At 61.5% G+C, this 25,243-nt stretch carries 23 protein-coding genes and 1 pseudogene; 17 read left to right on the forward strand and 7 right to left on the reverse strand.

Annotation, left to right across the window (positions count from 1 at the left end; translation table 11 throughout):
* Together OSC50_RS03460 and OSC50_RS03465 are read right to left on the reverse strand one after the other, a co-directional pair.
* Positions 1-606 carry a hypothetical protein gene (locus tag OSC50_RS03460; protein ID WP_266246687.1) on the reverse strand — a complete coding sequence of 202 codons (606 nt, stop codon included), beginning with the start codon at positions 604-606 and terminating at the stop codon, positions 1-3.
* Between the two features lie 58 nt (positions 607-664).
* On the reverse strand, positions 665-1,132 hold the full coding sequence (locus tag OSC50_RS03465) for a PAS domain-containing protein (protein WP_266246685.1): 468 nt from the start codon (positions 1,130-1,132) through the stop codon (positions 665-667).
* A gap of 129 nt (positions 1,133-1,261) precedes the next feature.
* Between OSC50_RS03465 and OSC50_RS03470 the strand changes: the two genes are divergently transcribed.
* From OSC50_RS03470 to OSC50_RS03485, 4 genes are all read left to right on the forward strand, one after another.
* Positions 1,262-1,717, forward strand: coding sequence for a flavodoxin (locus OSC50_RS03470; RefSeq protein WP_266246683.1), 456 nt, complete (start codon positions 1,262-1,264; stop codon positions 1,715-1,717).
* Between the two features lie 180 nt (positions 1,718-1,897).
* Positions 1,898-2,680 (forward strand): class II aldolase/adducin family protein, encoded by a 783-nt coding sequence (locus tag OSC50_RS03475; protein WP_266246680.1) that lies wholly within the window; start codon positions 1,898-1,900, stop codon positions 2,678-2,680.
* The gene (locus tag OSC50_RS03480) at positions 2,680-3,582 is read left to right on the forward strand and encodes an alpha/beta fold hydrolase (protein WP_266246678.1); all 903 of its coding nucleotides are present in this window, start codon (positions 2,680-2,682) and stop codon (positions 3,580-3,582) included. The genes OSC50_RS03475 and OSC50_RS03480 overlap by 1 nt, the downstream gene beginning before the upstream one ends.
* A gap of 142 nt (positions 3,583-3,724) precedes the next feature.
* Positions 3,725-4,636, forward strand: coding sequence for an SDR family oxidoreductase (locus OSC50_RS03485; protein WP_181078758.1), 912 nt, complete (start codon positions 3,725-3,727; stop codon positions 4,634-4,636).
* A 128-nt stretch (positions 4,637-4,764) separates the two neighbouring features.
* On the opposite strand, the gene OSC50_RS03490 is transcribed toward OSC50_RS03485, so the two are convergent.
* Positions 4,765-5,037, reverse strand: a complete 273-nt coding sequence (locus OSC50_RS03490) for a hypothetical protein (protein WP_266246676.1) — start codon at positions 5,035-5,037, stop codon at positions 4,765-4,767.
* A 79-nt stretch (positions 5,038-5,116) separates the two neighbouring features.
* Here OSC50_RS03490 and OSC50_RS03495 point away from each other — a divergent pair, with 79 nt between their 5' ends.
* From OSC50_RS03495 to OSC50_RS03505, 3 genes are all read left to right on the forward strand, one after another.
* Positions 5,117-6,907 (forward strand): DUF1302 domain-containing protein, encoded by a 1,791-nt coding sequence (locus tag OSC50_RS03495; protein ID WP_181078754.1) that lies wholly within the window; start codon positions 5,117-5,119, stop codon positions 6,905-6,907.
* A gap of 26 nt (positions 6,908-6,933) precedes the next feature.
* The gene (locus tag OSC50_RS03500; protein ID WP_181078751.1) at positions 6,934-8,292 is read left to right on the forward strand and encodes a DUF1329 domain-containing protein; all 1,359 of its coding nucleotides are present in this window, start codon (positions 6,934-6,936) and stop codon (positions 8,290-8,292) included.
* A gap of 154 nt (positions 8,293-8,446) precedes the next feature.
* Entirely contained in the window at positions 8,447-10,948 is a 2,502-nt protein-coding gene (locus tag OSC50_RS03505) for a helix-turn-helix transcriptional regulator (protein ID WP_266246674.1), read from the forward strand.
* On the opposite strand, the gene OSC50_RS03510 is transcribed toward OSC50_RS03505, so the two are convergent.
* A complete protein-coding gene (locus tag OSC50_RS03510; protein WP_253509309.1) occupies positions 10,945-11,820 on the reverse strand; it encodes an AraC family transcriptional regulator in 876 nt (291 codons plus the stop codon). The two genes, OSC50_RS03505 and OSC50_RS03510, sit on opposite strands and share 4 nt — an antisense overlap.
* A gap of 138 nt (positions 11,821-11,958) precedes the next feature.
* On the opposite strand from OSC50_RS03510, the gene OSC50_RS03515 reads away from it, so the two are divergent.
* A complete protein-coding gene (locus tag OSC50_RS03515) occupies positions 11,959-12,861 on the forward strand; it encodes a DMT family transporter (RefSeq protein ID WP_253509307.1) in 903 nt (300 codons plus the stop codon).
* Positions 12,862-13,032: 171 nt separating this feature from the next.
* Here the strand turns inward: OSC50_RS03515 and norR are convergent, their stop codons facing one another.
* Positions 13,033-14,574 (reverse strand): nitric oxide reductase transcriptional regulator NorR, encoded by a 1,542-nt coding sequence (gene norR / locus OSC50_RS03520; protein ID WP_181078743.1) that lies wholly within the window; start codon positions 14,572-14,574, stop codon positions 13,033-13,035.
* A 146-nt stretch (positions 14,575-14,720) separates the two neighbouring features.
* Here norR and hmpA point away from each other — a divergent pair, with 146 nt between their 5' ends.
* Together hmpA and OSC50_RS03530 are read left to right on the forward strand one after the other, a co-directional pair.
* On the forward strand, positions 14,721-15,902 hold the full coding sequence (hmpA, locus tag OSC50_RS03525; RefSeq protein WP_181078741.1) for an NO-inducible flavohemoprotein: 1,182 nt from the start codon (positions 14,721-14,723) through the stop codon (positions 15,900-15,902).
* Positions 15,903-16,300: 398 nt separating this feature from the next.
* Entirely contained in the window at positions 16,301-16,807 is a 507-nt protein-coding gene (locus OSC50_RS03530; protein WP_181078739.1) for a disulfide bond formation protein B, read from the forward strand.
* 474 nt (positions 16,808-17,281) lie between these two features.
* Here the strand turns inward: OSC50_RS03530 and OSC50_RS26045 are convergent.
* Positions 17,282-17,571, reverse strand: a pseudogene (locus OSC50_RS26045) (hypothetical protein).
* Between the two features lie 27 nt (positions 17,572-17,598).
* Here OSC50_RS26045 and cyoA point away from each other — a divergent pair.
* The 7 genes from cyoA to ptaA all read left to right on the forward strand — a co-directional run bounded on the left by cyoA (position 17,599) and on the right by ptaA (position 24,479).
* Positions 17,599-18,540, forward strand: coding sequence for a ubiquinol oxidase subunit II (gene cyoA / locus OSC50_RS03535; protein ID WP_181078737.1), 942 nt, complete (start codon positions 17,599-17,601; stop codon positions 18,538-18,540).
* Positions 18,541-18,543: 3 nt separating this feature from the next.
* Entirely contained in the window at positions 18,544-20,562 is a 2,019-nt protein-coding gene (gene cyoB, locus OSC50_RS03540) for a cytochrome o ubiquinol oxidase subunit I (protein WP_181078735.1), read from the forward strand.
* A gap of 3 nt (positions 20,563-20,565) precedes the next feature.
* Positions 20,566-21,192: a cytochrome o ubiquinol oxidase subunit III gene (locus OSC50_RS03545; RefSeq protein WP_024077337.1), complete on the forward strand. Its 627-nt coding sequence runs from the start codon at positions 20,566-20,568 to the stop codon at positions 21,190-21,192.
* Positions 21,192-21,527, forward strand: a complete 336-nt coding sequence (gene cyoD / locus OSC50_RS03550; protein ID WP_003176003.1) for a cytochrome o ubiquinol oxidase subunit IV — start codon at positions 21,192-21,194, stop codon at positions 21,525-21,527. Before OSC50_RS03545 ends, cyoD begins: the two co-directional genes overlap by 1 nt.
* An 11-nt stretch (positions 21,528-21,538) precedes the next feature.
* Positions 21,539-22,426, forward strand: a complete 888-nt coding sequence (cyoE, locus tag OSC50_RS03555; RefSeq protein WP_003176002.1) for a heme o synthase — start codon at positions 21,539-21,541, stop codon at positions 22,424-22,426.
* Between the two features lie 103 nt (positions 22,427-22,529).
* Positions 22,530-23,228 (forward strand): 7-cyano-7-deazaguanine synthase QueC, encoded by a 699-nt coding sequence (gene queC, locus OSC50_RS03560; protein WP_253509301.1) that lies wholly within the window; start codon positions 22,530-22,532, stop codon positions 23,226-23,228.
* Between the two features lie 168 nt (positions 23,229-23,396).
* The gene (ptaA, locus tag OSC50_RS03565) at positions 23,397-24,479 is read left to right on the forward strand and encodes a pyoverdine biosynthesis transaminase PtaA (protein ID WP_266246667.1); all 1,083 of its coding nucleotides are present in this window, start codon (positions 23,397-23,399) and stop codon (positions 24,477-24,479) included.
* A 52-nt stretch (positions 24,480-24,531) separates the two neighbouring features.
* Here ptaA and OSC50_RS03570 read toward each other — a convergent pair whose 3' ends face one another.
* A complete protein-coding gene (locus OSC50_RS03570; RefSeq protein WP_181078730.1) occupies positions 24,532-25,236 on the reverse strand; it encodes a hypothetical protein in 705 nt (234 codons plus the stop codon).
* Positions 25,237-25,243 lie beyond the last annotated feature (7 nt).

Raw genomic sequence — 25,243 nt, forward strand, 5'->3', positions numbered from 1 at the left:
TCAAGCGTGAACGTGCGGATGCGCCAGGCGGTGCTGATGCAGGATGAAATGGCGCAGTCGCTCGGTTTCGTCCGCATCGCTCTGGCTCAAGCGATACGCAAACAGGCCACGCGCCGTTACCCGCTGCAACGTGCCACGCAAGGCGATGCGTTCGTAGCCCGAAGGGCTGAACCACAGCGCGAAGGTTTTCGGCGGCTTGAAGCGGCCACGACCCTCGACCAGCACACCCTTGAACGACACTTCATGCACCCACAGCGCGCCGGGGTTGCCTCGGATATTTTCCAAGGCCACCAGCGTCTCCAGCACCAGGCGCCACGGGCGGATCATAGGGCCGTCTTCGAAAATGCTCGGCACCCCCAGGCGCAGATGCACCGCGTTGAACTCGTCCTCCACCAAGTGCAGGGGAAACGTCAGTTGCTGGTTGTCGAACTGGGCCTGGATGGTGACATGGTCGTGGGCGGCGAGTCGGGTGAGCAAGTCGCGGATCTGCGCACCGCCGTTGACCGTCAGGCTCGACGAAGCGTCCCGCAGGTTCAACTGCGGGTTATGCTGCATGTTCTGAATGAAGTCCAGTTCATCCTGGGTCAGAAGCGCGTTGCGTGGCATCGCCGTTTGCTCAGTAGAAGTGCTAAAAGGCCATTATCCCCCTTAGTGACCGATGTTTCTAAATTTTGTTTGAGCCACTTGTCGCGCGAAGCGTCGCAAGTTCGGCCTTGACCTCAGCCAGTTCGGCCTCCAGTTGGGCCACGCGCTGCTGGGCCTTGACCTGCAGGGTCACATCTTTTTGCACGCCGACAAAATAGGTCTGCCGGTCAGCCTCGTTGTACACCGTCGACAGCGATAATTCATTCCAGAAATGGCTGCCGTCCTTGCGGTAATTGCGCAGGATCTCACGGCACACCCCGCCGCTTTCCAGAGCGTCGCGAATGGCCATCAGCGCCGGCTGGTCGCGGTCGCCGGATTGCAGGAAACGGCAGTCCTGATAGAGGATTTCATCCAGCGTGTAGCCGGTCAGCCGTTCGAACGCCGGGTTGACGTAGATCAGCGGCTTGTCCTTGCCTTCGCGTTCGGCGACGACGATGCCGTCGTTGGAAGCGTTGATCACCAGTTGCATCAGCTTGGCATTAATCATTGAGCGGTCCATGGCTTGTGGTGGGAAAGAGAAGTGTATGGCACCCGTTGAATCTTGCACCAGGCGCCGCGAAATAGTTGCGTCAGCTGTTAATATCCCACGCTTTCGCTCAACTACAGGATCAGATTGATGAAAGTCGCCATCCTTTCCGGCTCGGTGTACGGCACCGCAGAAGAAGTGGCTCGCCACGCTGTCGTCATCCTCGAGGCCGCAGGTTTACAAGCCTGGCACAACCCTCGCGCCACAATGGCGGACGTGCAGGCTTATGCACCTGACGCACTGGTGGCGGTAACGTCCACCACCGGCATGGGAGAACTGCCCGACAACCTCCAGCCCCTGTATTGCGCGCTGCGCGAGCAACTGCCCGGCGCCTTGCGCGGTTTGCCCGGCGCGGTCATCGCCCTGGGCGACGCCAGCTACGGCGATACCTTCTGCGCCGGTGGCGAGCAGATGCGTGAGTTGTTCGTCGAGCTGGGCGTGCGCGAAGTGCTGCCGATGCTGCCCCTGGACGCCAGCGAAAGCGTGACGCCCGAAAGCGACGCCGAACCCTGGCTGGCCGAGTTGGTCGCTGCCCTGCGCGGTTGATCGGGTCGACACCCAAGCGCCCATCGTTCCGGGGGCGCTTGTATGGATTTCTACTATTCTCAGTACGTGACTCGTACAGTCATCAAGCTGGCTGCCAAGGCGACTCCGCCGGCCAGGGTGTCTGACTAGACTGGCCCAACCCTTAGAACAATAAGAACGTGCGTCCAGGAGGTCATCACCGTGAGCCTAGCCCCGGTTGTATCCCCACAGAATGTCCAGGCCCAGGTCAGCACTGCCGAGTGGCAGGCACGCGTCGACCTCGCCGCGTGCTATCGCCTGGTGGCGATGCATGGATGGGACGATCTGATCTTCACCCATATCTCAGCCAAAGTGCCCGGCACCGACGATTTCCTGATCAACCCCTACGGCCTGATGTTCCATGAGATCACCGCGTCGAGCCTGGTCAAGGTCGACCAGGCCGGCAACAAACTGATGGACAGCCCCCATGAGATCAACCCGGCCGGCTACACCATCCACAGCGCCATCCATGAAGTGCGCCATGATGTGACCTGCGTGCTGCACACTCACACTGCCGCCGGGGTCGCGGTGGCCGCGCAGAAGCAGGGTGTGCTGCCCATCAGCCAGCAATCGATCTTTGTGCTCTCCAGCCTGGCCTGCCACGCTTACGAGGGCGTCGCGCTGAACCACGAGGAAAAGGCCCGCCTGCAGGCCGACCTGGGCGACAACCAGTTCCTCCTGCTGCACAACCATGGCCTGCTCACCTGCGGTGCCAGCATCGCCGACACTTTTCTGATGATGTTTATCTTCCAGCGCGCCTGTGAAATCCAGGTGCTGGCGCAAACCGGCGGTGCCGAGTTGATCAGCATCGAGCCGCAGATTCTCGCCGGAGCCAAGGCCATGGGCGCGGCTGTTACCAAAAGTGCCCAAGGCATGGGCGGCGCGCTGGCCTGGCCGGCGTTGCTGCGTAAGTTGGACCACCAAAACCCTGGGTATGAAACCTGATGCCAATCGCCGAGATCCCGCTTCGAGCCTGGCGCAAGCGTGGCCAGGATTTCGACTTTCATGGCCACACCATCCGTTACTGGGTAGCGGGCCAGGGTGAACCGCTGTTGCTGCTCCACGGTTTCCCCACGGCCAGCTGGGACTGGCATTACCTGTGGCAAGCCCTGACCCAGCGCTATCTGGTGATTGCCTGCGACATGCTCGGTTTCGGCGATTCGGCCAAGCCCCTGGACCATGGCTACTGCCTGCTGGAACAGGCGGACTTGCAGCAGGCCCTGCTTGAACACCTGCGTGTGCAGCCGCCGGTGCATGTGTTGGCCCACGACTATGGCGACAGCGTCGCTCAGGAATTGTTGGCGCGGCACTATGAAGGCCGGTTCCAGATGGCCAGCTGTGTGTTTCTCAACGGCGGCCTGTTCCCGGAAACCCATCGCCCGGCGCTGGTGCAAAAACTGTTGCTCAGCCCCCTGGGCTGGATGATCGGGCGGGCCTTCGGGCGCAATGCCTTGTCCAAAAGCTTCAGCCAGATTTTCGGGCCTGCCACCCGCCCCAGCGAAAGCGCCCTGGATGACTTCTGGAGCCTGATCAGTTGCAACGACGGCCCGCGCATCCTGCACAAGTTGATTTCCTACATCCCCCAGCGCCGACGCCTGCGCGAGCGCTGGGTGCAGGCCATGCAGCGCGGTGACGTGCCGCTGCGGGTGATCGATGGCGAGATCGACCCGATTTCCGGGGCCCATATGGTGGCGCGCTACCAGCAGTTGGTGCCGAATGCCGACACGGTGCTGCTGGCCAATATCGGCCATTACCCGCAGATCGAAGCGCCGGTGCAGGTGCTCAAGCACTACCTGGCGTTTCGCGATCGAATCGGGCGGCCGGCGTCGCAGGTGGCTTATTCCTGAGCGGCATCGCTTGTTGCCGCAGGCGCGCGGCGATTATCCCCGTGCCTTATCGCGCACCATTCAGCCGCGACCGTAGTTATTGTGACCAAAGGCGCTGTGCCTGACACTCCAGCCATCCCCATTGTCGCCCTAGGAGTTCGGTATGAGTGAGTCAGTGCAGTTCCAGGATAAGGTCGTGATCGTCACCGGTGCCGGCGGCGGCTTGGGCCGTGCCCATGCGCTGTTATTCGCCCGGCATGGCGCCAAGGTACTGGTCAACGATCTCGGCGGCTCCACCCAGGGCGAGGGCGCCAGCGCGTCGGCCGCTGACCGCGTAGTGGCCGAGATCCGGGCGGCCGGCGGAATCGCCGAGGCCAACCATGATTCTGTCACCGACGGTGACAAGATCGTGCACAACGCTCTCGATGCGTTCGGCCGTATCGACGTGGTGGTCAACAACGCCGGCATCCTGCGGGACAAGACCTTTCATAAAATGGACGACAGCGACTGGGACATGGTTTACCGGGTGCATGTCGAAGGTGCCTACAAAGTCACCCGCGCCGCCTGGCCTCATCTGCGTGAGCAAAGTTATGGCCGGGTGATCTTCACCGCGTCCACCTCGGGCATCTACGGCAATTTCGGCCAGTCCAACTACGGCATGGCCAAGCTTGGCCTCTACGGCCTGACCCGCACCCTGGCGCTGGAAGGCCGCAAGAACAACATCCTGGTCAACGCCATCGCCCCCACCGGCGCCACACGCATGACCGAAGGCCTGATTCCGCCGCAAGTATTCGAGCGCCTCAAGCCGGAGCTGGTCAGTCCGCTGGTGGTGTACCTGGGCAGTGAAGCCTGCCAGGAAACCTCGGGGCTGTTCGAAGTCGGCGGCGGCTGGATCGGCAAGACCCGCTGGGAGCGCAGCCTGGGCGTGGGCTTCGACCCCGAGGTCGGGTTTTCGCCGGACGACGTGGCGGCGCATTGGGCGCAGATCTGCGACTTCGAAGGCGCCGCCCACCCCAAGGACACTATCGAGGCGTTGAAGGAGATGATGGCTAACTTGCAGAAATACAGCCTGTGATCGTTGTCTGAACGCGGGTCAATCCTACGGGGCGCTGATGGCGCCCCGTTTTATTTCAGGCATAAAAAAGGCCGCTGCAAAGGCAGCGGCCGAAGTAAGACGTTTGATCAAGGAGCAACAAATCAACGTCAGTGAACACCGGTAACGGATTGAAAAAACACATCAATCCATTGAAGCTCAGCTTGTCTTCCAAACTTGGAAGCGGGCGGTTTGCCCTGAAAGCCCGACAAGAATAGCTGGTTGTAACAAGATGAGTAATAGCGCTTCAGGACAAGGACTGTTACCGATCCGGCAACAGTCCATGGCGCCATCCATGCTCCTGATAACCCTCCATCCACCCTGCGCATGCCCCCGCCCGCACCCCAGCCAGAGCGGCCTGTCATCCTTTCGAGCGACAGCACGAATCCCTCCTTGGTGCGCTTATCGCTCCTGACGCGCGGCAGTAGGGTGGGGCCTTCTGTCACTCACCGGGGAAGACGCATGACAAAAACAACAATGCGCGCCATCTTCACGCCACAGGCGCTGGCCGCTGCGGTTGCGTTGGGTTGCTGTGCCCACGCGCAGGCTGTTTCGTTCAACATTGGCGAGATCGAAGGGCAATTCGATTCGTCGTTGTCGGTGGGGTCGAGCTGGGGTATGCGCGACGCCGACAAGAAACTGGTCGGCACCGTCAACGGCGGTACGGGCCAGGCTTCCACGGGGGATGACGGACGCCTCAATTTCAAGAAGGGCGAGACCTTCTCCAAAATCTTCAAAGGGCTGCACGACCTCGAACTGAAGTACGGCGATACCGGCGTGTTCGTGCGCGGCAAGTACTGGTATGACTTCGAGCTCAAGGACGAAGACCGCGAATTCAAGCCAATCAGCGACCACAACCGTAAGGAAGGCGCCAAATCCAGCGGCGCAGAGATCCTCGACGCGTTCGTCTACCACAACTATTCCCTGGGCGACCTGCCGGGCACCGTGCGCGCCGGCAAGCAGGTGGTCAGCTGGGGCGAAAGCACTTTCATCGGCAACTCCATCAACAGCATCAACCCGATCGACGTCTCGGCATTCCGTCGGCCGGGCGCCGAGATCAAGGAAGGCCTGATCCCGGTGAATATGCTGTTCGCTTCCCAGAGCCTGACCAATCAACTCACGGTGGAAGGCTTCTATCAGCTGGAATGGGACCAGACCGTGCTGGATAACTGCGGCACCTTCTTCGGCGGCGACGTGGCGGCGGACGGTTGCACCAATAATTACACCGTCGGCAACCCCGCCATTCGCCCGTTGCAACCTGTTGCGGCGGCGTTCGGGCAAGGCTTTGGCGTGGTCAACGAAGGCGTGATCGTGCGGCGTGCCGGCGACCGCGATGCGCGGGATTCCGGCCAGTTCGGCGCCGCGTTGCGCTGGCTGGGCGACGACACCGAGTACGGCCTGTACTTCATGAACTACCACAGTCGTACGCCGACCGTGGGCACTATCACCAACAACACCAGCCTGGCCACCCTCGGCGCCATCGCCGGCGCCGCCAATCGCCTGGCCCCCGGCTCAGGCGCAGGCCTGGTGCAGAGCGTGATGCTCGGTCGTGGCCAGTACTACCTCGACTACCCGGAAGACATCCGCCTGTTCGGTGCCAGTTTCTCCACGACCTTGCCCACCGGCACGGCCTGGACCGGGGAAATCAGCTACCGACCGAATGCGCCGGTGCAACTGAACACCACCGATCTGACCCTGGCCTTGATCAATCCGGTCGCCGGGCAAGCGGCCTCGCCGATACGCAGCAACTTCGGGGATGACAATACCGGCTACCGTCGCAAGGAAATCACCCAGATCCAGAGCTCCATGACTCAGTTCTTCGACCAGGTGCTGGGCGCCGAACGGTTGACCGTAGTGGGCGAAGCCGCTGTCGTCCACGTGGCTGGCCTGGAAGATAAATCCAAGCTGCGTTACGGCCGCGACTCGGTGTACGGCGCTTACGGATTCCAGGGCGATACCGACGGTTTCGTTACATCCACGTCCTGGGGTTATCGCGCGCGGGCAATCCTGGACTACAACAACGCGATCGCCGGGGTGAACCTCAAGCCCAACCTGTCCTGGTCCCATGACGTTGCCGGCTACGGCCCCAACGGGCTGTTCAACAAAGGCGCCAAGGCCATCAGCGTGGGCGTCGATGCCGACTACCGCAGCACCTACACCGCCAGCCTCAGTTACACCGACTTCTTCGGCGGCGACTACAACACCCTGACCGACCGTGACTTCCTCGCCCTCAGCTTCGGCGTGAACTTCTGATTTGGCTTAAAGAAGGACAAGAACGTATGCGTAAGACAATTGCAGTGTTGGCCCTCAGCCTGTTGGCCGCCAACGTATGGGCAGCGGTTTCCCCGGAAGAGGCCGCCAAGCTTGGTACCACCCTCACCCCGGTGGGTGCCGAGAAGGCCGGTAACGCCGATGGCTCTATCCCCGCCTGGACCGGCGGCATCCCTAAAAACGCCGGCGCGGTGGACAGCAAAGGCTTCCTCGCCGACCCATTCGCCAGTGAAAAACCGCTGTTCGTGATCACCGCCGCCACGGTGGACAAGTACAAGGACAAACTCTCCGACGGCCAGGTGGCGATGTTCAAGCGCTACCCCGAGACCTACAAGATCCCGGTCTACCCCAGCCACCGTACGGTCAACCTGCCGCCGGATATCTACGAGTCAATCAAGCGCAGCGCGCTGAACGTCAAGGCGATCAACGACGGCAATGGCCTGGAGAACTTCACCGGCAATCGCTACTACGCATTCCCGATTCCCAAGAACGGCGTGGAAGTGCTGTGGAACCACATCACCCGCTACCACGGCGGCAACCTGCGCCGCATCATCACCCAGGCCACCCCACAGACCAACGGCAGCTACACGCCGATCCGCTTCGAGGAAGAAGTGGCGGTGCCCCAGGCCATCCCGGATATCGACCCGGCCAAGGCGGCCAACGTGTTGAGTTACTTCAAGCAATCGGTCACCGCGCCGGCGCGCCTGGCGGGCAACGTGCTGCTGGTGCACGAAACCCTCGACCAGGTGAAGGAGCCGCGCCTGGCATGGATCTACAACGCCGGTCAGCGCCGCGTACGGCGTGCCCCGCAGGTGTCCTATGACGGGCCGGGCACCGCGTCGGACGGCCTGCGCACCACCGACAACTTCGACATGTTCTCCGGTGCGCCCGACCGTTATGACTGGAAGCTGGTGGGCAAGAAAGAGATGTACATCCCCTATAACAGCTACAAGCTCGACTCGCCGTCGCTCAAGTACGACGACATCATCAAGGCCGGCCACATTAATCAGGATTTGACCCGCTACGAGCTGCACCGCGTGTGGGAAGTGGTCGGCACGGTCAAACCGAGCGAGCGGCACATCTATGCCAAGCGCCACATGTACATCGACGAGGACAGCTGGCAAGTCGCGCTGGTGGATCACTATGACGGTCGTGGCCAACTGTGGCGGGTCGCCGAAGGCCATTCACAGTTCTACTACGACCATCAGGTGCCGGCGTACACCGTGGAGACCCTGTATGACTTGATCGCCGGGCGTTATATCGCGCTGGGGATGAAAAACGAGGAGAAGAGCAGCTTCGTGTTCGGGTTTGCGGCCAAGGCGGCGGACTACACGCCGGCGGCGTTGCGGGCGGAAGGCGTGCGCTGATCCCGGATCGAAGGTGGGAGGAGGCTAGCCCCCTCCCACATTGGGTTTTGTGCATGGCCTTCAATCACCCTGCTGAATACTTCTTCAACTATCGCCCGTCACAGGTCTAGGGTAAGCGTCAGGTTGCATAACAATAAAAACGCAGGATGCAGCAATGACCGCCATGACTCGCTGCCTGGACCGTCCTGGATTCATGCCTCGGCTGTCCGCCCATCATCTGCTGCGCCCACGCCTGGCCGAGCCGTTGCTGGCGTCTGTGGCGCGGGTCAGGTTGTTGTGTGCGCCTGGCGGCAGCGGCAAGAGCGCGTTGCTCGCCGAATGTGCGTTGCAGGCGCCCGTGGGGTATCAGGTGTACTGGCTGCCCCTCAATGGCGTGGCCCTCAGCCCCTTCCAATTGTGCCAGCGCCTGGCGCATACCCTTGGCATGCCCTTTACCGATGAAGCCACACTGCTGCAGGACTTGAGCCGCTGGCAAGCTCCGGCGTGGTTGTTCCTTGATGATTTCTGCCGCTGGCCCATGCCCGAGACCGATGCCTTGCTCGACCGCCTGCTCACCGCCGGCAGCCCGGCGCTGACCTGGTGGCTGGGCGCGCGGCGGCGGCCGGCGTGCAACTGGCCGCGGTTGCTGCTCGACGATGAATTGCTCGAATGCGGTGCGGAACTGGCGTTGCGCGCCGGGGAAATCCAGGCGCTGCTCTGCCATGCGCCAGGGCAGTCCGTCGAGGACGTGCTGCAGTTCAGCGCCGGCTGGTGCGCCGGTGTACGCATCGCGCTGCTGGGCGACGGGCACCCCGACAAAACCCTGCTCGACTACCTGCAACACGAACTGTTCAGCGTGCTGCCGCCCGAACTGGCCGACGCCTGGCGCGTGCTGGCCCATCTGCCGCGCTTCAATACAGGGCTGTGCGAACACCTGTTCGGGGCCGGCGACGGTGATCAGTACCTGCGCGATCTGCTGGCCCTTGGCGCCTTTATCCAGCCGTGGGAAGACACCGACTGGCTGCAGGTTTTTCCGCCCCTGGCGCGTCTGATGCGCGACGAACCCTGGCCGACCAAGCGCTCGTGGCACCGTCGCGCCTGCCAATGGTTCACCGCCGAGCAGGACTGGCAAGCCGCCTTCGAACAGGCGCTGTTGGCCGAAGAATATGAGGTGGCGGTCAGCCTGTTGCAGCACTTCAGCTTCGAAGATCTGTTCCGCCAGCAGAACGCGTTGCTGCTGTTGCGCCTGCACGCGGAGCATGGCGATGACCTGATGCTCGGTTCGGCCCAGTTGGTGGGGCTGGTGACGGCGGCCCTGCTGTTTGCCGGGCGCTTCGAGCAGGCCGCCGTGTGCATCGACCAACTCGCACGCTTCGCTCCGCAACCGACGGCGGCCCGGCAGCGGCACTTGTTGGCACGCTGGCAGGCCCAGTGGGGCTGGTTGCTGCACTTGGGAGGGGACGCCGAGCGTTCGCGCGCGCATTTCCTCGAAGCGTTACAAGCCTTGCCCGACAGTGCCTGGACTTCGCGCCTGATGTGCCTGTCAGGGCTCACCCAGCAAGCCCTGTTGCGTGGTGAGCTGAACGTGGCGCAAACCCTGAACCGCGAAGCATTGTGCCTGGCGCGTGCCCATGGCTCATTGCTGCTGGAGGCGCTGCTGGAACTGGATCACGCCCAATTGCTCGAACAGCGCGGCGCGCCGCACCGGGCCCAGAGCCTGCTCGAACATATGCAGGCGATGCTGCTCAAGCAGCGGCTCAAGGCCGGCCCGCTGGTCGGGCGCATTGCCCTGCGGCGCGGGCACCTGGCGCTGCGGCAGGGGCAGGACGCGCTGGCCGCCGAGTGTTTCGAGACAGGCTTGCCGATGTGCCTGCACAGTCAGGACAAGCGCGTGCTTTATGGGTTTCTGGGCCTGGCGCTGCTGGCGGCCAACCGTGGCGATTACGCCCAGGCGTTCATTCAACTGCGCGAGGCCGAACGGCTGATGCAGCAACGCCAGGTGCCGGACACCGTGTACCGCGCGGTGTTGCTGCTGGTCAGCGGGCATTTCTGGTTGCAGCAGGGGCGTGCCGAGTTGACCGTCGAAGCGCTGCGCCGCGTGTTGCGTCACTTTCGCGGGCCCCAGGCCAAACAAGCGCCGCCGGCCACCCTGGAACTGATCCCGCGTCTTGAATATCTGTTGGTGTTGGCCGAGGTGAAACTGGGTTGCGCCGAACAGCCGCTGGCGCGCCTGCAAGCGCTGCTGGAGGCCACCCATCAGCGCGGCATGCTGTGCCTGGAAACCGAGTTGCACTTGGTGCTGGGTGAAGTCGCCTGGCAACTGGGCGACGCCGGGCTGGCGCGTCGTTCACTGCAGACCGGATTGGAACTGGCCGCGCGCTGCCAGGTGCAGCAAGCCATTCGCGAACTGCGCCTGCGTTCGCCGGGGCTGCTGAGCGAGTTGGGGTTGGAGCCGCAGGCGTCGACGCCGGGCACGGTGCAAAACCCACTCAGCCAGCGCGAGTTGGAAGTGCTGCAGTTGATAGCCCTGGGCAATTCCAACCTGGAAATCGCCGATCGCCTGTTTATCTCCCTGCACACCGTCAAAACCCACGCGCGACGCATCCACAGCAAGCTCGGGGTGGAGCGGCGCACCCAGGCCGTGGCCAAGGCCAAAACCCTGGGGTTGATGACTTAGGTGCGGAAGGCCTGGCGATACTCTCCAGGCGTGGCGCCCATGGCCTGGCCGAAGCGGCGGGTAAAATGGCTGGCGCTGCAGAAACCGCACATCAGCGCAATCTCGCCGAGGGGCAGGGTGCCGCCACGCAACAGGCTTTGCGCTCGGGCCAGGCGGCGCGCCAGCAGGTATTGATGGGGCGGCAGACCGAAGCTTTGGCGGAACATTCGCGCGAAGTGGTATTCCGACAGTGCACACAGCCCGGCCAATTGCCCCAGGCTCAGCGGCGCCTCCAGGTGGTAGTCGATGTAGTCCACCAACAAGCGGCGCTGATGCGGCGCCAGCCCACCTTTCAAGCGCAGACCGTCGCGCAGGCCCACTTGGTTGAGCAAAGTGTGGCTGAGCAGCTCATGGGCCAGGCTGCTGGTCAGCAGACGCTCGGCGGGCTCCTGCCAATCGAGAGCGATCAACTGGTGGAAGCGGCGCGCCTGGCTGGGGTCCTCCAGGAACGTACCCTCCTGCAACTGCAAGGTGCGCGGTTCGCGGTCGAGCAGGGTCACGCAGCCGAGGGCGAATTGTTCCGGGCTGAAGTACACATGGGCCAGGCGGATCTCGCCGTTGATCACCCACCCGGACTGATGCTCGGCGGGCAGGATGCACAGCTTGTCGGGGCCGCCCTTGGTGTCGGGTCGGTCGCGCCGAAACGTGCCGGTGCCGCCGCCCACATAGCACGACAGGGTGTGATGGCCTGGCGCCTGGTAATCCTGGGAATCGTGGTGGTTGCTCCACAAGGCCGCGGCAAGGCCGTCACCCAGCTCGGCGCAGGCCTCCAGGCGCGCGTGGGGCGAACGGTGAAGGGCTTGGAAGACTTGCAGCGATTGCAGATCCGGCATGGCGTGTACTCTCCGACGCCCTGCATCGTACTCCGCGATGCCGGTGCTGTGCGCGGCTCGCCCGACAAAAGCGCAAGAATGTGCAAGAGCGCAGCGTGGTTTGGGGAGGACACTGGGGCTCAATCGATGGAGCCTGTTATGAACCTTTTTCTGTATTTACTCACCGTGCTGATCTGGGGTACCACCTGGATCGCCCTCAAATGGCAACTGGGCGTGGTAGCGATTCCCGTGTCCATCGTTTATCGCTTCGGCCTGGCGGCGTTGGTGTTGTTTGCGTTGCTGCTGCTCAGCCGCAAGCTGCAGGTGATGAACCGGCGCGGGCACTTGATCTGCCTGGCCCAGGGGCTGTGCCTGTTTTGCGTCAACTTCATGTGCTTTCTCACGGCCAGCCAATGGATCCCCAGCGGGCTGGTGGCGGTGGTGTTTTCCACGGCGACGCTGTGGAACGCGTTGAACGCGCGGGTATTTTTCGGCCAGCGCGTGGCGCGCAATGTGCTGATGGGCGGTGGCCTTGGGTTGGCGGGTTTGGGGTTATTGTTCTGGCCGGAGCTGGTGGGGCACACCGCCAGCCCGCAGACCCTGCTGGGCTTGGGGTTGGCCTTGCTGGGGACGATGTGTTTCTCGGCCGGCAATCTGTTGTCGAGCCTGCAGCAGAAGGCCGGGCTCAGGCCGCTGACGACTAACGCCTGGGGCATGGCGTATGGCGCGGCGATGCTGGCGACCTGGTGCGTAGTCCGAGGGGTTCCGTTCGAGATGGATTGGAGTGCGCGATATATCGGTGCCTTGGCTTACCTGGTGATTCCGGGGTCGGTGATTGGGTTTACGGCGTATTTGACGTTGGTCGGGCGTATGGGGCCGGAGCGCGCGGCGTATTGCACGGTGCTGTTTCCGGTGGTGGCGTTGAATGTGTCGGCGTTTGCCGAGGGCTATCAGTGGACCGCGCCGGCGTTGGTGGGGTTGGGCTTGGTGATGGCGGGGAATGTGTTGGTGTTTCGTAAGCCTAAGGGTGTAAGCCCGGTATTGAAGGCGAGAACAGTCTGACCAGGTGGCAGGCGGCAAGTCCTAATGCCCGTCAGTGAAGGAATCAGTGAGTGAATTTCTGCCCTGGACCGGACCAAAATGTGGGAGGGGGCTTGCCCCCTCCCACTTTTGATAGTCATTGCCTGGGGTGGATCTGACTGGCATCAAGACTTGCCCCCTCATTTCACCGAGTTATTTTATTCCAAGGCGCTTGGCCAGGCGGGCGAGGTTGGCGCGGTTGAGGCCCAGTTCGCGGGCGGTGCTGGCCCAGTTGTGCTGGTGGCGTTCCAGGCAGGCGCTGATGAGGTGGCGCTGATAGTCTTCGGTGGCGTGGCGCAGGTCGCCGGTCAGGGGCGCCAGTGCGGGCGGGGTTTCAATCGGTGGTGCGCTGACGGTGGGCAGGTCGAGGTCGGTGGCGCTCAGGCTGAGAATTTTCGGACGCTCGCGACAGTTTCCAAGCGCTTTCAGTGCGCTGCGTCCGATCAAATGTTCCAGCTCCCGTACGTTGCCTGGCCAGTTATAGGCCAGCAGGGCCGCCTGGGCATCGCTGGTCAGGCGCAGGCTGCCCAGGCCCATGCGTGACCGGTTCTGTTCAAGGAAGAAACCGGCCAGCAGCAGTACATCGCGGCCGCGCTCGCGTAACGCCGGCACTTGCAGCGGGTAAACGCTCAGGCGATGGTAGAAGTCGGCGCGGTAGCGGCCGTTGCGCACCTCATCGGCGAGGTCGCGGTTAGTAGCGGCGATCAGGCGCACATCCACTTGGTGTTCCTTGTCCGACCCCAGGCGCTGCAACTGGCCGCTTTGCAGCACGCGCAGCAGTTTGGCCTGCACCGTCAGCGACAGTTCGCCCACTTCATCGAGAAACAAGGTGCCGCCGTCGGCCAGCTCGAACTTGCCCCGGCGCTCGTTCAGCGCGCCGGTGAAGGCGCCGCGTATGTGGCCGAACAGCTCGCTTTCCACCAGCGTTTCCGGCAGGGCCGCGCAGTTGAGGCTGATCAGCGGTTTGTCGGCGCGCGGCGAGGCGGCGTGAATCGCCTGGGCCACCAATTCCTTGCCCACCCCGGTTTCGCCGGTGATCAGCACCGTCAGGTCGCTGCCGCCCACCAGCTTGATTTCTTCCACCAGACGCTTGTGGCTTTTGCTCTGGCCGATCATTTCCTTGTGCTGCTGGCCGCTGGCCTGGCGATAGATTTCGGCGCGCTGGTGTGCGTCTTCGGCGCGCAGGGCCAGGCGTTCGATACGTTCGGCCACGTTGACCGTGGCGGCGGCCAGGCTGGCGAAGGCTTGCAGAGCGTCCAGTTCGACGCGTTCGAAGCGCTCGGTGTCCAGCGCGTCAAGGGTCAACAGGCCCCAGGGGCGGTCGTCGACAAACAACGGGCAGCCCATGCAGTCATGCACCTGCAGGTGCCCGTGCAGACCTTCCACCAGGCCGTCGTAAGGGTCGGGCAACTCGCTGTCACTGTCGAAGCGGGTCGGGCCGGGGCTGGCGAGCAGCGCCGCGAAACGCGGGTGTTCGCTGACCTTGAAACGTCGGCCCAGGGTGTCGGTGCTCAGGCCGTCCACCGCCAGCGGCACCAGCGCTTCACCGTCCAGGCGCAATAAGGCGGCGGCGTCGCAGGGCAGCAGGGCGCGCATGGCTTGCAGCAGGCGCCGGTAGCGCTCGCCCTCGGGCAGATCGCGGGACAGATCGGCCACCAGGGGCAGGAGGGTGGTGAGCAGCGAGTGTGCAGTCATAATGACTCCTTGTAGTCCTTATAACTTTATCCTGTAAGAAGTCATACTGACTACTTGAGTTCTAAGTCATTGAAAATTAACGATTTTAAAGTTGGCATGAATGCTGACTGTCTAAGGCTAACTTTAAAGAAGCCCTGGAGGCTCTCATGCTTAGCGCCCAAGACCGTGCCATCGTCAAATCCACCGTGCCCCTGCTGGAAAGTGGCGGTGAAGCGCTGATCACCCATTTCTACCGCATGATGCTGTCCGAATACCCGGAAGTTCGCCCGTTGTTCAACCAGGCCCACCAGGCCAGCGGCGATCAGCCACGTGCCCTGGCCAATGGGGTATTGATGTACGCGCGGCATATCGACCAGTTGGATCAACTGGGCGATCTGGTGGCCAGGATCATCAATAAACACGTGGCCTTGCAGATCCTGCCGGAGCATTACCCGATCGTAGGCGCCTGCCTGTTGCGGGCGATTTCCGAAGTGCTGGGCAGTGAGATCGCCACGCCACAGGTGATGAATGCCTGGGGCGCGGCCTACGGCCAACTGGCGGATATCCTGATCGGCGCCGAAGCGGCCATCTATGACGAGAAAGCCCAGGCCCCTGGCGGCTGGCGCGGTGCGCGGCCGTTCACGCTGGTCAAGCGGGCGGAGGAGAGCGCCGAGATCACGTCCTTTTATTTCGCCCCGGTGGATAACGGCCCGATCCTGGCGGCGGCGCCCGGCCAATACATCGGTATGACGCTGGTGCTGGACGGCGAAGAGGTACGCCGCAACTATTCCCTTTCGGCACTGAGCGATGGCGGCCAGTACCGCATCAGTGTCAAGCGCGAAGCCGGCGGCCGGGTGTCCAATTACCTGCACGATCAATTGCAGGTGGGTGCCACCATCGACCTGTTCCCGCCGGCGGGCGAGTTCACCCTGGCCGCCAGCGCCAAGCCGCTGGTGCTGATCAGCGGCGGCGTCGGTATCACGCCGACCTTGCCGATGCTCGAAGCGGCCCTGGCCACCGAGCGCCCGGTGCACTTCATTCACTGCGCGCGCAACGGCGGCGTGCACGCGTTTCGCGAGTGGGTGGATGCCCTGGCGGCCAGGCACCCGCAGCTCAAGCGCTTCTATTGCTATGCCGAAGACGACGGCGTGAGCCCGGCAGCGGACAACGTTGGTCTGCTCAGTCAGGACCAACTGGCGGCGTGGTTGCCCGAGCAACGTGATATCGACGCCTACTTCCTCGGCCCGAAAGGCTTCATGGCCGCGATCAAGCGTCACCTCAAGGCCCTGGGTGTGCCCGAAAAACAAAGCCGCTACGAATTCTTCGGCCCGGCCGCTGCCTTGGAATAGGACCTAAAGGTCAACAGTGTGGGAGGGGCCTGCCGTGGTGAGCGGGCTTGCCCCGCGCTGGGCTGCGAAGCGGCCCCAAACCCAGGCACCTCGGTGTGTCAGGTGAAATTACATCGCCTGGAGTGGGGCCGCTTCGCGCCCCAGCGCGGGGCAAGCCCGCTCACTACAAGAACGTCACTTTCTGTTTACAGCGAAGATGTGAAGATATCTCTGCCGATACCTCTGCGCCCGATAGCGGTGCATCAGCCAGCTGACACACCCTCATCGGGGCCAGCCCCCTTCCCACATTTGGTTTTCCATTTCTCGCGATTAATCCGCCGTTAACCCGTCTCTGTTTAAACCACTCCCTGTGTGTAAACTTGCGGCCAGAGCCACAACCAAACAAAGGGAAAACCGGGATGAGTGACGAATTGCGTTTAGGCAGGGAGCGGCGCTTTCTGGTGTTGCTGGGCATCATCTGCCTGGCGTTGATCGGCGGGGCGCTGTACATGCAGGTGGTGCTCGGCGAGGCGCCGTGCCCGCTGTGCATTCTGCAGCGCTACGCTTTGCTGTTGATCGCGATCTTTGCCTTTATCGGCGCCGCCATGCGCACCAAGGGCGCCATCACGTTTTTCGAAGGCCTGGTGGTCCTCAGCGCCTTGGGTGGGGTGGCCGCCGCCGGGCATCATGTGTACACCCAGTTCTTCCCGCAGGTCAGTTGCGGCGTCGATGTGCTGCAACCGATTGTCGACGATCTGCCGCTGGCCAAGGTTTTCCCCTTGGGCTTCCAGGTCGATGGCTTCTGCAGCACGCCTTACCCGCCGATCCTGGGTCTGTCCCTGGCCCAATGGGCGCTGGTGGCATTTGTGCTGACCGTGATCCTGGTGCCGCTGGGCATCTATCGCAATCGTCGACGCAACGCCTGAACCGATGGTTGAAAACGCCCCGTTCTTCTTCACCGAAGGCCGGGGCTTTTTTTGCAGCTGGCCTTTTGTGAAGACGACGTGACGTCGGACAATTTTAGGTGCGCACAGTGTGCGACATGTTGTCACACGGAAGTCGCCGCAGGACGTTTCTGACCCGCCACAGCCTCGCTTAAATTTGCACCAAACCGCCAAAATGTGCTGTCACTTCATCGTTTGGCCGACGCCAAGAATCACGCGCGGCGCGCAGCATTGGGTGATGTCCGAATGCCTTGTTTTATGGGGACTTGCAACGGTTTACCAAACCCTTGCACAGGGTAAGGGCTGTGGCGGTTTGCCCTATAACACGGCAATTTTTGTGGTTTTTGTGGCGAATTGAACGCGATAAGATCCCCGACCTTTGCAATTTTGGTGAAGGATTATTGCTGCTTTCGATAAAAATTATTTCTTTATAAGACATGGTTTATACATCGCTAGCTAACTACAATCGCCCGCACTGAATGTCCGGTGCTGTTCAATATTTGAGCATTGGAGCGGTCGAGGGGCAGATGGATGGCTCTGTGCGACCCCAGGTTCCGGCAGCCTTTCAACTATCCGCACCAAATGGAATTGGTCTGTAACAAGGCCTTTAGCCACGAAATCGAATAAGAACTCACCGCAGGTTCGCAAATCGTCCAGTGATGGCGTGCGAGCAGGCTCTTATTCAATCGAAGAGAAATGCCAACCCTTGGCAGGGTGAAGTGTTGGCGATCAAAACCCAACTGCATTGCGCAAGCTGCTTTAGAGGTCGTGAGATGAGTAAAAACAGGTACCCCCGATTACTAGGCTTTTTGCCGCTGCTTGGCATGATGTTAATGCTGGGAGGCTGCAAGTGGACCTTGCTCGACCCAAAAGGACAGGTCGGTCTGGATGAACGAAACCTGATCATCACCGCCACCCTGCTGATGCTGCTGGTCGTGGTCCCTGTGATCATCATGACCTTCGCCTTCGCCTGGAAATACCGCGCGTCGAACACCAGCGCCACCTACGCGCCGAAGTGGTCGCACTCCACCAAGATCGAAATCGCGGTGTGGCTGGTTCCGATCCTCATCATCATTGCCCTGGGTTATGTGACCTACAAGTCCACCCACGCGCTGGACCCGTACCGTCCGCTGGAATCGGATGCCAAGCCGATCAATATCGAAGTGGTCGCGCTGGACTGGAAGTGGCTGTTCATCTACCCGGACCTGGGTATCGCCACGGTTAACCAGATCCGCTTCCCGGAGCACACTCCGCTGAACTTCAAGATCACCTCCGACGCCGTGATGAACTCGTTCTTCATCCCAGCCCTGGGCGGCCAGATCTACGCGATGGCAGGCATGCAGACCAAGCTGCACCTGATCGCCAACCAGAAAGCTGAAATGGAAGGCATCTCCGCCAACTACAGCGGCGCTGGCTTTACCGGCATGAAATTCAAAGCGATCTCGACGAGCCAGGAAGACTTCAACGCCTGGGTAGCCGAAGTCAAGGCCGCACCTAAACAGCTTGATCAAGCTGAATACGACGCCCTGGCCAAACCAAGCCAGAACAACCCTGTCGCGCTGTACTCCTCGTACGAGCCGAACCTGTTTCAGAAAATCGTCGACAAGTACGAAGGTATGAAGCCAGGCAAGCCGGTCAAGCACGAGAAGAAAGAAGTGGCCGTGGTTGAAGGTTCTGAGACGGGCGCGCATTCAACTGCTGGGGCAGAGGAGTAAACGATGTTTGGTAAATTAAGTTGGGATGCGGTCCCGTTCCACGAGCCGATCGTAATGGTGACCATCGCCATGATCGCGTTGGGTGGTCTGGCACTGTTCGCGGGTATCACTTACTTCAAGAAGTGGACCTACCTGTGGACCGAGTGGTTGACCTCGGTCGACCACAAGAAAATCGGCGTGATGTACATCATCGTCGCCATGGTCATGCTGCTGCGCGGTTTTGCCGACGCCATTATGATGCGTACCCAGTTGGCCATGGCCACCGAGGGTTCGCCTGGCTACCTGCCACCTGAACACTATGACCAGATCTTCACCGCCCACGGTGTGATCATGATCATCTTCATGGCGATGCCATTCTTCACCGGCCTGATGAACCTGGCAGTGCCGCTGCAGATCGGCGCGCGTGACGTGGCCTACCCGTTCCTGAACTCCCTGAGCTTCTGGCTGCTGGTTTCCGGCGTGGTGCTGATCAACGTGTCCCTGGGCGTCGGCGAATTCGCCAAGACCGGTTGGGTTGCTTATCCGCCGCTGTCGGGCATTCAGTACAGCCCTGGCGTGGGGGTGGACTACTACATCTGGGCTCTACAGTTATCAGGGCTCGGGACGACGCTTACGGGGGTCAACTTCCTGGCCACCGTCCTGAAAATGCGCGCCCCTGGCATGAAACTGATGGACATGCCGATCTTCACCTGGACCTGCACCTGGGCCAACGTCCTGATCGTGGCTTCGTTCCCGATCCTGGCCGCTACCATGGCGCTGCTGTCGCTTGACCGTTACCTGGATTTCCACATTTTCACCAATGAACTTGGTGGCAATCCAATGATGTACGTGAACCTGTTCTGGGCATGGGGTCACCCTGAGGTGTACATCCTGATCCTGCCAGCGTTCGGTATCTTCTCCGAAGTGATCTCGACCTTTACCGGCAAGCGCCTGTTCGGTCACCACTCGATGGTCTACGCATCGGGCGCAATTTCGGTACTGGGCTTCATGGTGTGGCTGCACCACTTCTTCACCATGGGTTCGGGGGCCAGCGTCAACGCCTTCTTCGGCCTGGCGACGATGCTGATTTCCATCCCGACGGGGGTGAAGCTATTCAACTGGCTGTTCACCATCTACCACGGTCGTCTGCGCATGACCAGCCAGGTTCTGTGGACCCTGGGCTTTATGGTGACCTTCGCCATCGGCGGCATGACCGGCGTACTGCTGGCCATCCCGGGTGCTGACTTCGTGCTGCACAACAGCCTGTTCGTGATCGCGCACTTCCACAACGTGATCATCGGTGGTGCGGTATTCGGTTACATCGCCGGTTTCAGCTTCTACTTCCCGAAAGCGTTCGGCTTCAAGCTGCACGAAGGTTGGGGCAAGGCTGCATTCTGGTTCTGGATCTCGGGCTTCTTCGTCGCGTTCATGCCGCTCTATGCACTGGGCTTCATGGGCATGACCCGTCGTCTGAACGCCACCACCAACCCTGAGTGGGTGCCGTACCTGTACGTCGCCATGTTCGGTGCGGTGATGATTGCGGTGGGTATCGCCTGCCAGCTGATCCAGCTGTATGTCAGCGTGCGTGATCGCAAGCAGAACATGTGCGAATCCGGCGACCCATGGAACGGCCACACCCTGGAATGGTCGACCTCGTCGCCACCACCGTTCTACAACTTCGCCGTGATCCCGACTGCGAACACCATCGATGCGTTCACCGAAGCCAAGGAAGACGGTACTGCGTACCAGAAGCCTAAGCACTACGAACCGATCCACATGCCAAGCAACACCGCCACTGGCGTGGTGATGGGTGGGCTGTTGACCGTATTCGGTTTCGCGATGATCTGGCACATCTGGTGGCTGGCGATCGTGAGCCTGGTGGGTACCATCGGTTACTTCATCGTCCACGCCGCACGTGATGATCAAGGCTACATGGTGCCGGTCGAAACGATCGAACGCATCGAAGCCGAGCAGCACGCTCGCCTGGTCGCCGAGAAGAAAATCCCGGCCAACCGTGTAGAAACCTCGTTGGAACAGGCTTAAACCATGTCGAACTTAGTGACCAATGCTGGACACGCCCATGTCGATGACCATGGGCACGATGACCATCACCACGACTCGGGGCCAATGACCGTCTTCGGTTTCTGGCTCTACCTGATGACCGACTGCATCTTGTTTGCGTCGATCTTCGCGGTGTACGCGGTACTGGTAAACAACGTAGCGGGTGGCCCGTCGGGCCACGACATCTTCGAACTGCCTTACGTGCTCGGCGAAACCGCCTTGCTGTTGTTCAGTTCGATCACCTACGGCTTCGCCATGTTGGCCTTCTACAAGGGCAACAAGAAAGGCGTACTGAGCTGGTTGGCCCTGACCTTCCTGTTCGGCCTGGGCTTTATCGGCATGGAGATCAACGAGTTCCACCTGCTGATCTCCGAAGGCTACGGTCCGCACCGCAGCGGTTTCCTGTCGGCGTTCTTCACGCTGGTCGGCACCCACGGTCTGCACGTCTCGGCCGGTCTGCTGTGGATGGCGGTGATGATGTATCAGGTCAATAAGCACGGCCTGACCAACACCAACAAGACTCGCCTGAGCTGCCTGAGCCTGTTCTGGCACTTCCTGGATGTGGTCTGGATCTGCGTATTCACCGTCGTCTACTTGATGGGGACTCTGTAATGGCTAATGCACACTCCCATGACAGCCACGATGCAAGCCACGGCAGCGTAAAGTCTTACGCGATCGGCTTCATCCTGTCGGTCATCCTGACCCTGATCCCGTTCGGCCTGGTGATGTACCCCACCCTGCCGAAGTCGATCACGTTGATGATTGTCCTGGCGTTCGCGGTTATCCAGGTGCTGGTGCACCTGGTGTACTTCCTGCACCTGGACCGCTCCGAAGCCCAGCGCGAGAACGTGATTGCGTTCGTGTTCGCCGGCCTGGTGATCGTTCTGCTGGTTGGCCTGTCGCTGTGGATCATGTTCAGCATCCACACCTACATGATGGCGAAGTGAGGTAAGACCCGATGTCGCTTAAGCACTTTATCCAAATCACCAAACCGGGGATCATTTTCGGTAACGTGCTTTCTGTGGCGGGCGGTTTCTTCCTGGCCTCCAAGGGACATGTCGATCTGGCCATCTTCCTGGCTGCAATGATCGGCACGTCCCTGGTGGTAGCTTCCGGTTGTGTGTTCAACAACTGCATCGACCGTGACATCGATATCAAGATGGAACGCACCAAGAATCGCGTGCTGGTCCAGGGCCTTATCTCCCTGAAGCTGGCGCTGATTTTCGCGACCGTCCTGGGTGTTGCGGGCGTGGTGTTGCTGTACAAGGTGGCCAACCCGTTGGCGGCGCTGTTTGCCGTGATCGGCTTTGTCATCTACGTCGGCCTCTACAGCCTGTACCTCAAGCGCAAGTCGGTTCACGGCACGCTGGTGGGCAGTCTATCGGGGGCGATGCCGCCGGTGATTGGTTATGTGGCTGTAACCAATAGCTTCGACATGGCCGCGCTGGTGCTGCTGGTGATGTTCAGCCTGTGGCAGATGCCGCATTCCTACGCCATCGCGATTTTCCGCTTCAATGACTACCTGGCTGCGTCGATTCCGGTCCTGCCGGTAAAACGCGGCATCCAGGTGGCCAAGAAACACATCCTGCTCTACATCCTGGCCTTCCTTGTGGCGACCTTGATGTTGACCTTCAGTGGCTACGCCGGCATGAGCTACCTCGCCGTCGCCGCCGCCATGGGCATGTACTGGTTGTACATGGCCTGGACCGGCTACAAGGCGGTGGATGACACCGTCTGGGCGCGTAAGCTGTTCGTGTTCTCGATCTTCACCATCACCGCGCTGAGCGTGATGATGTCCCTGGATTTCCAAGTGCCGAAAGAGCTGTTGCTGACCTACGCCCACTGAGTGGTCCGAGCAGTAAAAGGCCCCGCCTTCGCAAGAAGCGCGGGGTTTTTTATGGCATGGCCTTTAAACTATCCCCCATTCCACGCATCCAGGAAGCACAGCGATGAGTAAAAAAGCCGTAATGGTGTTCAGCGGCGGGCAGGACTCGACGACCTGCCTGATCCAGGCACTGGCGCTGTATGACGAAGTGCACTGCATTACGTTCGATTATGGCCAGCGCCATGTCGCCGAAATCGAAGTGGCCCGCCGGCTCGCCACGCAATTGGGCGCCACGGTGCACAAAGTGATGGATGTGTCCTTGCTCAACGAGTTGGCCATCAGCAGCCTGACTCGCGACAACATTCCGGTGCCCAGCGTGAACAGCTCCGGCGATGGCCTGCCGAGCACTTTTGTGCCAGGGCGCAATATTCTGTTCCTGACTTTGGCGGCGATTTACGCGTATCAGGTCAAGGCCGAGACCGTCATTACCGGGGTGTGCGAAACCGACTTCTCGGGCTACCCCGACTGTCGCGATGAGTTCGTCAAAGCCCTGAATCAGGCGCTCAAGCTGGGCATGGAGTACGACGTACGCCTGGACACCCCGCTGATGTGGCTGAACAAAGCCGAAACCTGGGCGCTGGCCGATTACCACCACCAACTCGAGCTGGTGCGCGAACAGACGCTGACCTGCTACAACGGCGTGATCGGCACGGGCTGCGGCCAATGCGATGCCTGCAATCTGCGCGCCCGAGGCTTGAATGACTACCTGCAGAACAAGGCGCAGGTCATGCACAGCCTCAAGCACAAGTTACAGCTCCAATAGGCCCGATCCGGCTCCGTTGCGGGAGAGGGCGCCCACGGCTCCCTCGACCGGCGCCCCCCAGTGATGCGCGGTTATCGCGCGCCGGGTTAAATCTGCCCACGCTTATCTCGTCATACCCCTCTGTACGCACTGTGCGAATCCATCACCCGCCTACAAGGAGTAGTCACCATGGTCAGCGTGAGTCGTCGATCCCTTCTCGCCTTGAGCGCCGCCCTGCCATTGCTGGGACGCCTGGACTGGGCGCTCGCCGCGACGCCGCAGGCCAAGGCCGATAAGGTCCGGCTCAACTACAACGAAAGCCCCTACGGTCCGGCCCTGGCCGCCCGCGAAGCCATGCAGCGTGGCATCGCCACTACCGGGCGCTACCCCTACAACCACATGTACGCCCTGGCGGCGCTGTTCGCACGGCAGCAGGGCATTGCCGAAGAACAGGTGGCGGTGTTCTCAGGTTCCATGGCGGCGTTGCGTTATGCGGTGCTGGCGTTCACCGGCGATACCCGTGGGTTGGTGATGGCCACGCCGTCCTATGAAGTACCACGCCAGGCCGCCGAAGCGCACAAGGCGCCGGTGCGGGAGGTGAGCCTCGACGCCCATCATGCCCACGATATCCGCGCCATGCTCGCCGCCGACCCTCAGGCCGGCATGCTTTATCTGTGCAACCCCAACAACCCTACCGGCACCCTCACCCCGACCCAGGCCATCCGCGACGCGTTGGCGAATAAACCCAAAGGCAGCGTGCTGGTAGTGGACGAAGCCTATATCGACTTCGCCGACGCCCCCAGCGTGGTCAGCTGGGTCAAGGACCACGACGACCTGCTGGTGCTGCGCACCTTCTCGAAGATCTACGGCATGGCCGGCGCACGCCTGGGCCTGGCCATCGGCCACCCGGCGCTGCTGGAGCGGCTGGCGGTGTTTGGCGGCGACAATGTGCCGGCGGGTCCCTCGCTGCTTGGCGGCCTTGCCAGCCTGGAAGACGTCAAAGTGCTGCCCCAGCGCAAGGCGCTCAATGCGCGGTTGCGCGATGAAACCGTGGCTTGGCTCAAGGGCCGTGGCTACACCTGCACCGCCTCGCAGAGCAACTGCTTCATGATCGACGTCAGGCAGCCCGCGCAGCAGGTGATCGAAAAGCTCGCCGCCGAGGGCGTGCTGATCGGCCGGGTGTGGCAGAACTGGCCGCAATGGGTGCGGGTGACGGTGGGGAGCAAGCAGGAGATGGCGCGCTTTCGCGAGGTGTTTGCCGCGCGGGTCTAGCGCAAGCCCCACGAGGGAAGGGCGGTGCTCCTTCCCTCACTGAGGTGAAGGGTTATTGCTGCGCGATGCTGTACCCATCAAACGCCGTCTTCTGCTGCAGGGCGCTCACCACGTTTTTGCGGGTGACCGGCAACTCGGCGCCGTTGTTGTCGGTGAACGACTCGCTTTGCAGCTCGGCCTCGTCCCCTTCCCCCACAAAGCTGAACCCCAGGAACTCGAACGCTTCACGGTCCACGTTCAGTCTGGAGCGGGGCGTGCGCAGTGGCAGGGTGACGCTGGCGCCGTCCTTGCTGATCACGAACACGTCGGCGTCTTTCTTGGCGCGTGCCGCCTTGCCCTTGCCGGCGCTCGGGTTGCTGATGGCCTGGTGCGTCTGGTTCAACACCTTGAGGGCCAGGCCGTAGACCAGCTCCTGGAACTCGGGATCGTCCTTGAAGCTGGACAGGATGCGGCTGATGGAGAATTTGCTGCTCAAGTCTTCCAAGGCCAGGTTGTCGGCGGCTTCGGCGTCCTTGAGTTGTTTGAGCTGGCCCATCAGGTCGTAGGCCTTGTCGTCGTCGAACGCGTCGTGGGCCTGGCGGATGGCGACGCGCAGTTCGCGGATCTGGTCGCTCTCCTTGGAGGTGTGGAACGCATCCAGCACCATCTCGCTGATGGATTTGGCCGCTGGCACATGCTGTGAAAGATTGATGGCGTTTTCGTATTCAGCTTTGGAGGCCAAGGCGGCCACGGATTCTGCGGTGTAGGAATCGGACATTAAAATT

The organism is Pseudomonas quebecensis, from assembly GCF_026410085.1.
GTDB classification, from domain to species: Bacteria; Pseudomonadota; Gammaproteobacteria; order Pseudomonadales; family Pseudomonadaceae; genus Aquipseudomonas; species Aquipseudomonas quebecensis.